Genomic DNA, 10,097 nt, shown 5'->3' with positions numbered 1-10,097 from the left:
GGCGGAATTGGTAGACGCGCTAGCTTCAGGTGTTAGTGTCCTTACGGACGTGGGGGTTCAAGTCCCCCCCCTCGCACCAATTATCTTATTTCCCTTCTCTGTTTTACGTCTTGTTTGTTCATCCCTGATTCAAATTCATCATAACCAGCACCATGCCGCTGATCAGCGCGACACATGACGGCAGCAGGACGAAATGCCGTAAGCGTTTGTGATACAGCATCAACGAAGTCAGCAGTAATCCTAATACAATCAGTACCTTCCATGCGTCAATGGAGAGGCCGGCAAACGCCAGTCCGGTAATAAAAATACCCGGCAACAATATCCCCCATCCACTGCCCAGTGTACGCTGCAACATGGCTTTACCTCTGATACCGATAATGATAACCAATAGCATATGATAAAATTTCTCATTTGTCAGCAGTTCGTCACACTTCCTTGTATGAGATTGTCTTAACAATTGATGACATGAATTCAGCAAGGTGATAGATTGGGCGGTGGTTAACTTACAAACAATAAAAACGTTTATTTATGCGGGCTTTTTCCCGCACGTTATTTTTCATTTTGGCCCCAACCAGCGTAATTCATAGATAAATAACGACATTCAGATATGACAGCTCAATCCTGGCGCGCACTACGCACCAAAAAATATCAATTCTCTTTACGCCTTTTTCTGTTTCTCAATGCGGTGTCCGGGCTGTTTACGCTTGTCTTTCCTCTTTATGAGGTCAGGGCTGTCTCAGTCCCGGCAATACTGCTCTTTGTTGCAAGTACGTTACTTCTGATATGGCACGGAAAATATACGCATAAAAAGATTAATATCCCCTTTATTTCTGTTATATCAGGCATATTGTGGGCCTGGCATATCACACTGAAATATAATGCTATGAACCATAGCGATTATACTTTTCTACTCATCGCCCTTCTCTGCGTGTTATTTATTGGCTCCATCGCTTTTGCTAATAATATCATTGCGTTTACGTTCCATTCATTGCCTTCCGTTCTGGCCTGCCTGTGGCTTAATGGCAGCGAACACGGCATACGGATTATTTATCTCATGGCGCTCCCGATGGCGGGCATTGCCATCCAGCATGTTATTCAAAAACGCTATGACGATTTCGCTCAACAGCTGATGTACAAACTGCTGGAAGAGAGAGAAACGCTGAACGGGCTGAGTATGCTCGATCCTTTGACTGGCCTGTATAATCGCCGCGGCCTGCAAAATAAGCTGAATACGCTCCTTGCTCTGGAAACGCACGAAGAACACTACGTATTGCTGCTGGATATCGATCACTTCAAAGCTTATAACGATCACTATGGGCACATGATGGGCGACCAGGCTCTCATTCGCGTTTCAGCCGCGATTCGTGACGCTGTCCGTTCCCGGGATATTGTCACCCGTTTTGGCGGCGAAGAGTTTATGGTCCTGCTGACCGCGACCGATCCACAGGAGGCGCGCACGACCGCCGAACATATTCGCCAGAAGGTCTACGATCTCAAAATCCCACATATGTTTAATGTCAGCGTGGCGACCAATGTCACCATCAGCGTTGGCATCGCGCCGCTACTGGGTCAGGACATGGAGGCTGCAATCGTCAAGGCGGATAAAGCGCTGTATGAAGCCAAAAACCTGGGGCGCAACAACATTCTTGCGAGTGACGAACTGCGTACGGTCTGACACAGGGCGATATCATCGTGCTACCGCGCACAGCGTCACGACAAAGCGCTTGCCATCAGCTATCGCCATCATTAGGATTAGCAATCATTATCATTTAGATTACTATCCTTATATACAGCGCTATGCCTTACCGTTCCGCACCGATCATTGAAGATGTCACCTGGCGAGCCCATCTTCAGCCTGAGATGCCCTCGCTGGCTGAAGCCGTGCGTGAAACGATAACCCAAGCGCGCGAACATCTGCTTGATTTTATTCGGCTGGACGAACCGCACCCAACGGGCGCCATGACGCTGGCGCAGTGGGCTCGACCGGGTACGATGCGCTCCCTGCTGGCTATCTATTCCGACCATATTTATCGTCATCAACCGACGCAACCACGCGAAAATAAGCCGCTCATTTCGCTTTGGGCGCAATGGTATATCGGTCTGATGGTACCGCCTCTGATGCTTGCCCTGCTCACCCAGGAAAGGGCCATTGACGTTTCGCCCGAGCACATGCACGTTGAGTTCCACGAAACCGGACGCGCAGCCTGTTTTTGGGTTGATGTTCATCAGGACGAGCGGGCAACCGCGCATTCTCCTCAACAGAGAATGGAAACGCTGATCGTCTCTGCGCTGATGCCGGTCGTTCAGGCACTGGAATCAACCGGCGATATTAACGGTAAGCTTATCTGGAGTAACACCGGGTATCTGATCAACTGGTATCTGACCGAAATGAAACCGCTGCTTGGCGAAGCATTGTTGGCAACGCTGCGCCAGAGCTGCTTCTTCGAAAAGCAACTTTCCAGTGGCCAGGATAACCCGCTGTGGCGTACCGTCGTCCCTCGCGAAGGTCTGCTGGTGCGCCGAACCTGCTGTCAACGCTACCGGTTGCCAGACGTTCAGCAATGCGGTGACTGTACGCTGAAATAAACAAGGCGCCGCAGCGCCTTGCTCAACACGTCAGGCCATCTGCTGGCTCTCCTCTTCTGCACGCCCGGCCTCTTCTGCCTCTTGCGCCAGAAGCTGCTTCTCATAAACCTTAAAGAACGGGAAGTATATGATGGCGGACACCAGCGCCAGTATGACCACCAGGATCGCCGCACGGTAGTCCCAGCCCAGTGCCCACGCAGCGCCAACCGGTGCGGGCGCAGTCCACGGCACCACGGAAATCACCCGCCCAATCAGATCCAGCTTCATCGCCGCCCACGCCAGCACGGCGTTCACCATTGGCGCCAGCAGGAACGGGATAAAGAACACCGGGTTCATCACAATCGGCGTCCCGAAAATAACCGGTTCGTTGATATTAAAGATACTCGGCACGACACTTAAGCGGCCAATAGAGCGCAAATGTACGGAACGGCTGCGTAAATAACAAATCACCAGCCCCATCGTGGCGCCAGAACCGCCAATGACGATGAAGAAAGTCCAGAAGGCTTCCATGAAAATGTGCGGCAACGGCGCCCCCTGCGCCAGCGCGGTCTGGTTCATACCGAGATTGGTCAGCCAGAACATTTGCAGCATCCCGGAGACAATCGCCGCTCCGTGAATCCCCGCAAACCACAGCAGATGCCCAATCAGCACCGCCAGCAAAATAGCGGGCAACGAATCCGCAGCGGAAACCAGCGGTTTAAAGATCGCCATGATCGCCTGTGGGATCAGCATATCGAACTGCGACTGGATCGCCAGGCTCAGCGGATACAAGGTCAGAACCACCACCAGCACCGGGATCAGCAGATCAAAGGAGTTCTTGATCATCGGCGGCACCTGGTCGGGCAGGCGAATGCCAATGTTATGTGCTTTCAGGAAGCGCATCATTTCAACACAGTAAATCGCCACCAGAATCGCGGTAAAAATCCCCGTTCCACCCAGGCTGTCAACCGGCATAGTGCCGTTTGTTTTTGGCGCGGCAACCAGCAAGAAGGCCATGATCGAGAGCATGGCGCACATAAACGGATCTAACTGATGCGATTTAACATAGTGTTTGCCCAGGTTATAGGCAATGGCCGCACAGATATAGATGGACATGATCCCCATCGTCATATCAAACGGCGTCAAAATCTGGCTTTCAAACTGTTTCGCCAGCGCCAGCCAGCCACGGGCAAATCCCCAGGTGGTGTCCGGTGAGAAAGGAGGATAGGCGAAAACCAGCAGGAAGGAGCCGACAATCATAAACGGCATTGCCGAAATGAAACCATCACGAATAGCCATAACATGACGTTGTGAGGAAATACGTCCGGCAACGGGACTCACGTAGTTTTCGACAAACCGAAAAATCACATTAAACACAGCATGGTTGGTAGACATAGCGTTCTCCTGTCAGTCAAAACAACATAGACGTGCTGGCAGCAGCACCGCCGTGTAAGGGTCCATTACTACTTTTCGCGACCGCGCCGGGGAGAACACCAGCGATACAGCAGAGAGAATGAAGTTTCATAAATGGCTCTTATTATGTGATACAGAGGAAGTGACAGGTTCAGTATTAATCCCCGCCCGCCGGACTGCAACCGGTTACTGTAACCGGTTTCCGTGAATGTGAAGACGATCGAAAAATCGCTCATGCTGCTGGTTTATTACATAAATTATTTACAGTGCCGCTTTCCTTATGACAAATTACGCCACGCGGTTTTCTGAAAAACAGGACTGCTAATACAGCGTCAGGAGAAAAGAATGAGTCTGCAATCGGTACGGCAGTTTCTGGCCGAACGTGCCCCGGATATTGAAATCATCGAATTAAATCAGAGTACGGCGACGGTGGAACTGGCAGCGAAAGCGCACAATGTCGCGCCAGGACAGATAGCAAAAACGCTTTCGCTTAAGGTGAAAGACGACATTATTCTGGTTGTCGCCAAAGGTGATGCTCGCCTGGACAATAAGAAACTCAAGAGCACGTTTGGCGCGAAAGCGCGAATGCTCAGCAGCGATGAAGTCGTGATCGCCACAGGGCACCCGGTCGGCGGTGTCTGCCCTTTCGGGCTGGAAACGCCTCTGCCCGTCTATTGCGACGTCTCATTAAAACATTATGCTGAAGTCTTACCAGCAGCAGGGGCAACGCACAGCGCAGTCCGAATCTCCCCCGACAGAATGGCAGAACTCACTTCAGCAACCTGGATTGATGTGTGCCAGTGATGCTATTTGTGCCCGGGCGATAAACCCGGCACAAGCAACCTGTAAATACAGAGCGACTACAGAATTACGCGGATAAGCGACCTGGCTTTTCGGCGCGCAGAGACAGCAGGATATCCGCCGCATCAAGCAATCCAGCATCTGAGCTGACGCCCAGTTTAGACATCACATTAAATTTATGGGCGCGAATCGTCTTGATATTGCGTTCCAGCTGGACGGCTATCTGTGGCATCGAATAACCATTCGACATAAAACGCAGAATTTCACGCTCAGTGGGGCTTATCATTCGGCTCTGATTGAGATACCAGAGGTTCAGAGTATGTTCCGTCACCTCTCGCTTACTGTTCAATAATAAAAAGAGCTTTTCCTGCAAACTGGCCAGTGACGACGCTTTACTTAAGACCCCATCTAACGGCGAAGGCGACAGCGAATCAATTAACCGGGCTTCCGCATCATCATCCGCGATGACCAGTCGGCGCACACGAGGAAAATTCACAGCCAGTTCCGCCAGATAAGCCAGCCCCAACCGGCGATCTTCCCGCATCGCAGAAAGTGAAAAAATAACGACGGAAAAAGGAGTACTTAACATCGCTTTCTGGAAAGCAGATTGAGTTGGAAAAATATGAAGTTTATATTGGCAATCAGGAAACGCGTCAAATAAACTTTTCATTCCAATACTGCTCATTACGCACTTCTCTATGAGTGCGACATTTCCCTTGGCAATTCGGTTTTCCATTCAGTAGCATCTCCATAAACTGAAGGTAAATTCAATTCTCTTGCTCCCTGAGAACTGTTTATCCAGGCATACATCTCAGCATTGCTGTGTATTGACAGACGTCGCATCGCACTGTTTTTCTGCGCGCTAATCGTTTTATTACTCTTCTTAAGCAACATCGCTATCTGATTAATCCCCCAACCCTTACCCAGAAGCCGTAACACTTTCCGTTCCGACAGCGTAAGAACAACCGGACGATGGCCAAAACTCGAGACGTCTGGCAGAGCGGGAGATAGCAGCGTCTTACTGATCCTGTCCGTATGGGCATTGCCTGCTTCAATCACGTTTACCAGATTCTCAACCGGTTCAACGTCAGACAGCAACGTACTGAAGGGGCTCATCAGAAGCTCAATCGCCTGTGAGTAAAACGCACGGGAAACAAGAAATATCCAGTGAATATCATGGTATTGAGATAATAAAGCGTAAAATTGCTCGCAGACAGCGCGGGGATGTTTACATTCTCCCGTTAAATCCGTAATCACTACATCGGAGCGGCGCAACTGCATTAATGTCAGTTCTTCTACGGAACGGCAGTACATCAGTTCATAAGCAGGGAAATGGCCCAGCACCACCTCTTTTAACCCCGTCTGTATAACAGGTATTTTACTGATAATAATTATGTTTTTGCGGCATCCTGGCAACATATCTCCTCCATATCCACAGGTCTCCCCTCCTGTTCACTCATTAATAAATAATATAATTAATGAGAAAAACAGACGTGGTAATAGACGAAGTGAATTGTTTATCCTTGGCTTTTATTTGAAATGTTATAGCAATAACGACTCTATACAATGATCCGCATAGTATAAAATCACCAAACTATTATTGCATAATTACCGCTAAAAATAATTGCGGTACAATTAAATTAACTAAATTAGATCATTAGCATTTCTAACATATGCAAGGGGAATTTAATAAACTCACGCTATGTTTCGCATCAGATAGTTATGCTTTCAGGAAGCACAAGAAAAGAATATCGTCTCATTAATTTCAGAGGTTACAGACGATACTTCATTCCCTGTCATTCACGTTCGATGTAAGGCATTCAATATACTGCAATTATGACATTCAGCGACTGATTGTCTGGCATCCTGCCTCTTTTTTCATCACAAAATTGATCTTAGCCAGAGCCAAAAGGGTCGGGCTTCATGATACAAAGAAGACTTTCGTCATTCAGATGGTACGCAACGCGTCTTTTCAGTCAGGGCGAGTCATGCAAACAGAGCAGTCGTTACAACGAACGGTTACACGGTTATGTATTCAATGCGGGCTTTTTTTATTGCAACACGGCGCGGAGAGCGCGCTGGTTGATGAACTCTCCACCCGCCTGGGGCTGGCGTTAGGGATGGACAGCGTGGAAAGCGCCATCTCCTCCAACGCTATCGTTCTCACCACCATTAAAGATGGGCAGTGTCTGACATCGACACGTAAGAACCAGGATCGCGGCATTAATATGCACGTTGTCACGGAGGTGCAGCATATTGTCATCCTGGCCGAACATAATTTGCTGGATATAAAAGGCGTAGAGAAGCGCTTTAGCCAGCTCAGACCGTTGCGCTACCCGCGCTGGCTGGTGTCGCTGATGGTCGGGCTTTCCTGCGCCTGCTTCTGCAAACTGAATAACGGCGGATGGGATGGCGCGGTGATCACCTTTTTCGCCAGCATGGTGGCGATGTATATTCGCCAGATGCTGGCGCACCGGCATTTACACCCACAAATCAACTTTTGCGTCACCGCTTTTGTCGCCACCACCATTTCCGGCCTTTTGCTTCGCTTGCCCACTTTCAGCCATACCCCGACCATCGCCATGGCCGCCAGCGTCTTACTGCTGGTGCCGGGGTTTCCGCTGATTAATTCCGTCGCGGATATGTTTAAGGGCCACATTAATACCGGTCTGGCGCGCTGGGCGATTGCCAGTCTGTTAACGCTGGCGACGTGCGTCGGCGTGGTGATGTCGATGACGCTGTGGGGGCTACGCGGATGGGTGTAATCGATTTTCTTCTGGCGCTGATGCAGGACATGATTCTCTCCGCAATCCCGGCAGTGGGCTTTGCGATGGTGTTCAACGTGCCGCACCGGGCGCTCCCCTGGTGTGCGTTGCTCGGCGCGCTGGGCCACGGCTCACGCATGGTGATGATGACCGCCGGGTTTAATATCGAATGGTCGACATTTATGGCCTCGCTGCTGGTAGGGAGCATCGGCATTCAGTGGTCGCGCTGGTATCTGGCGCACCCCAAAGTCTTTACCGTCGCGGCAGTCATCCCGATGTTTCCGGGGATATCCGCCTATACGGCAATGATATCCGCCGTCAAAATCAGCCACTTTGGCTACAGCGAACCGTTGATGATCACATTGCTGACCAATTTCCTGAAAGCCTCCTCTATTGTCGGCGCGCTTTCCATCGGGCTTTCCGTTCCCGGTCTGTGGCTGTATCGCAAACGCCCACGGGTGTGATGCTTTTCTCCCTGCGCTCAGGCAGGGTGAGGCTGCGTTCCCTCACCCTGCCGATATCTCCCGTCTGTGTGTTACTATAAAAACAGTATTCCTTCTCGGTTGTGGTTCCCTGTTGAGAAACATTATGTCTTCCAGAATTTTGACCCCGGACGTCATCGGTATTGACGCCTTATTACACGATCACAACGCGGTGCTGGCAAAATCGGCAAGCGGCGCGGTGGCGGTCTTCGCCAATAACGCGCCCGCGTTTTATGCCGTGACGCCGGCACGTCTGGCGGAACTGCTGGCACTGGAGGAAAAGTTATCGCGCCCGGGAAGCGATGTCACACTGGATGCTCAACTCTACGAAGACTCCCAGGCCGCGCCTGTGGCCGTTCCGCTGGGGAAATTCGCCATGTACGCAGACTGGCAGCCGGATGCTGACTTCCAGCGGCAGGCTGCGCTGTGGGGCGTCGCGCTAAGGGAACCCGTCACCGCCGAAGAGCTGGCCTCGTTTGTGGCTTACTGGCAAGCGGAAGGTAAGATTTTTCACCACATCCAGTGGCAGCAAAAGCTGGCGCGCAGCGTGCAAATCAGCCGGGCCAGTAACGGCGGTATGCCGAAACGTGATGTGAACAACGTCAGCGAACCTGACGACCATATTCCACCTGGTTTTCGAGGGTAACGATGAAAAACGTTGGCGACCTGATGAAACGTCTGCAAAAAATGATGCCAGCAAATGTTGAGCCTGCATTCAAAACGGGCGAAGAACTGCTGGCATGGCAGAAAGAGCAAGGCGAAATGCGTGCGGCAGCGCTGGCGCGTGAAAACCGGGCGATGAAAATGCAGCGCACGTTCAACCGTTCCGGCATCCGTCCGCTGCATCAAAACTGCTCGTTTGATAACTATCGTGTTGAGAACGACGGGCAGATGAACGCGCTGAGCAAAGCGCGGCAGTACGTCGAAGAGTTCGACGGCAACATCGCCAGCTTTATCTTTTCGGGCAAACCCGGCACCGGGAAAAACCATCTCGCGGCGGCAATCTGCAATGAACTGCTGCTGCGCGGAAAATCGGTTTTGATCATTACCGTCGCCGATATTATGTCCGCGATGAAAGGCACCTTTAGCAATCGCGAAACCAGCGAAGAGCAGTTGCTCAACGATCTCAGCAATGTGGATCTGCTGGTGATCGACGAGATCGGCATGCAGACCGAATCCCGCTATGAAAAAGTGATCATCAACCAGATCGTCGATCGCCGCTCATCATCCAAACGCCCTACCGGGATGTTAACCAACAGCAATATGGATGAGATGACCAAACTCCTTGGCGAGCGCGTAATGGATCGTATGCGTCTGGGCAACAGTCTGTGGGTGATCTTCAACTGGGAAAGCTACCGTAGCCGCGTCACCGGCAAAGAGTATTAAGACCATTCCGACCCAGGCAAGCGCTATACTGCGACGAAAGGTACACACACACGAGTCATAACGATGAAAACCACAAAACGTCTTCTGTGCTGCGCGGTTGCCGCCAGCGCGTTTATCGCCACCAGCGCTTTCGCCGCGTCCTGGCAGGATTCTCTCTCCAGCGCCGCCAGCGAACTGAGCAAACAAAGCAGCTCTTCACAGCAGGGCGGCATGTCGCTGTCTTCTCTGACCAGCCTGCTGAATGGCGGCAATCAGGCATTAAGCGCTGATAACATGAACAACGCGGCGGGTATTTTGCAGTATTGCGCGAAACAGAAACTGACTTCCGTTACCGATGCGGAAAACGTTAAAAACCAGGTGCTGGATAAACTGGGACTTGGCGCCGCCGAACAGAAGCAGGACACCAATTATCTGGATGGCATTCAGGGTCTGCTGAATACCCAAAACGGCGAACAGCTTAGCCTGGATAACATTGGCAGCACGCCGCTGGCGGAAAAAGTGAAAACCAAAGCCTGCGATCTGGTGTTAAAACAGGGGATGAACTTCATTTCCTGATGCGCCAACATGCCGCGTTTCAACCGTTTAGCGTTGAGCGCGGCCTGACCTCTCTCTTTCTACTTCTCTCTGTCTCGCCTTCCCCGCATCACGGGAAGTGACGACGATCAAAAAAGCCAGGTTCTAAACC

The 10,097-nt window shown here is 51.1% G+C and carries 12 protein-coding genes; 8 read left to right on the top strand and 4 right to left on the bottom strand.

Features of this window, described 5'->3' with window-relative positions:
- Positions 1-118: 118 nt before the first annotated feature.
- Positions 119-355: a DUF1435 domain-containing protein gene (locus OGV67_RS16470; RefSeq protein ID WP_080516675.1), complete on the bottom strand. Its 237-nt coding sequence runs from the start codon at positions 353-355 to the stop codon at positions 119-121.
- Positions 356-607: 252 nt separating this feature from the next.
- Between OGV67_RS16470 and OGV67_RS16465 the strand changes: the two genes are divergently transcribed.
- Together OGV67_RS16465 and fhuF are read left to right on the top strand one after the other, a co-directional pair.
- A complete protein-coding gene (locus OGV67_RS16465; protein ID WP_104867805.1) occupies positions 608-1,675 on the top strand; it encodes a GGDEF domain-containing protein in 1,068 nt (355 codons plus the stop codon).
- Between the two features lie 122 nt (positions 1,676-1,797).
- Positions 1,798-2,586: a siderophore-iron reductase FhuF gene (gene fhuF, locus OGV67_RS16460; protein WP_115615156.1), complete on the top strand. Its 789-nt coding sequence runs from the start codon at positions 1,798-1,800 to the stop codon at positions 2,584-2,586.
- 30 nt (positions 2,587-2,616) lie between these two features.
- Here the strand turns inward: fhuF and OGV67_RS16455 are convergent, their stop codons facing one another.
- Positions 2,617-3,960: a PTS sugar transporter subunit IIC gene (locus OGV67_RS16455; protein ID WP_024130738.1), complete on the bottom strand. Its 1,344-nt coding sequence runs from the start codon at positions 3,958-3,960 to the stop codon at positions 2,617-2,619.
- A 363-nt stretch (positions 3,961-4,323) separates the two neighbouring features.
- Between OGV67_RS16455 and OGV67_RS16450 the strand changes: the two genes are divergently transcribed.
- Positions 4,324-4,782: a YbaK/EbsC family protein gene (locus OGV67_RS16450; RefSeq protein ID WP_012134213.1), complete on the top strand. Its 459-nt coding sequence runs from the start codon at positions 4,324-4,326 to the stop codon at positions 4,780-4,782.
- Positions 4,783-4,846: 64 nt separating this feature from the next.
- Here OGV67_RS16450 and bglJ read toward each other — a convergent pair whose 3' ends face one another.
- Entirely contained in the window at positions 4,847-5,515 is a 669-nt protein-coding gene (bglJ, locus tag OGV67_RS16445) for a DNA-binding transcriptional activator BglJ (protein ID WP_052194420.1), read from the bottom strand.
- A complete protein-coding gene (locus tag OGV67_RS16440; RefSeq protein ID WP_047459110.1) occupies positions 5,476-6,198 on the bottom strand; it encodes a LuxR C-terminal-related transcriptional regulator in 723 nt (240 codons plus the stop codon). The genes bglJ and OGV67_RS16440 overlap by 40 nt, the downstream gene beginning before the upstream one ends.
- Positions 6,199-6,767: 569 nt before the next feature.
- On the opposite strand from OGV67_RS16440, the gene OGV67_RS16435 reads away from it, so the two are divergent.
- The 5 genes from OGV67_RS16435 (at position 6,768) to OGV67_RS16415 (ending at position 9,967) form a co-directional block, all read left to right on the top strand.
- Complete coding sequence (locus OGV67_RS16435) at positions 6,768-7,544, top strand: threonine/serine exporter family protein (RefSeq protein ID WP_047459113.1); 777 nt, start codon at positions 6,768-6,770, stop codon at positions 7,542-7,544.
- Entirely contained in the window at positions 7,535-8,008 is a 474-nt protein-coding gene (locus OGV67_RS16430) for a threonine/serine exporter (RefSeq protein WP_012134217.1), read from the top strand. The genes OGV67_RS16435 and OGV67_RS16430 overlap by 10 nt, the downstream gene beginning before the upstream one ends.
- A 124-nt stretch (positions 8,009-8,132) precedes the next feature.
- A complete protein-coding gene (gene dnaT / locus OGV67_RS16425; RefSeq protein WP_049008309.1) occupies positions 8,133-8,672 on the top strand; it encodes a primosomal protein DnaT in 540 nt (179 codons plus the stop codon).
- Between the two features lie 2 nt (positions 8,673-8,674).
- Complete coding sequence (dnaC, locus tag OGV67_RS16420) at positions 8,675-9,412, top strand: replicative helicase loader DnaC (protein WP_049008305.1); 738 nt, start codon at positions 8,675-8,677, stop codon at positions 9,410-9,412.
- Positions 9,413-9,475: 63 nt separating this feature from the next.
- Entirely contained in the window at positions 9,476-9,967 is a 492-nt protein-coding gene (locus OGV67_RS16415; RefSeq protein ID WP_058668533.1) for a YjjA family protein, read from the top strand.
- The last annotated feature ends 130 nt before the right edge of the window (positions 9,968-10,097 follow it).

Origin of the sequence: Citrobacter sp. CK188, from assembly GCF_030333525.1 — a bacterium.
Classification (GTDB): domain Bacteria; phylum Pseudomonadota; class Gammaproteobacteria; order Enterobacterales; family Enterobacteriaceae; genus Citrobacter_B; species Citrobacter_B koseri.
The sequence above is the reverse complement of the archived record's forward strand: the minus strand, read 5'-3'. Positions and strand labels throughout refer to the sequence as shown.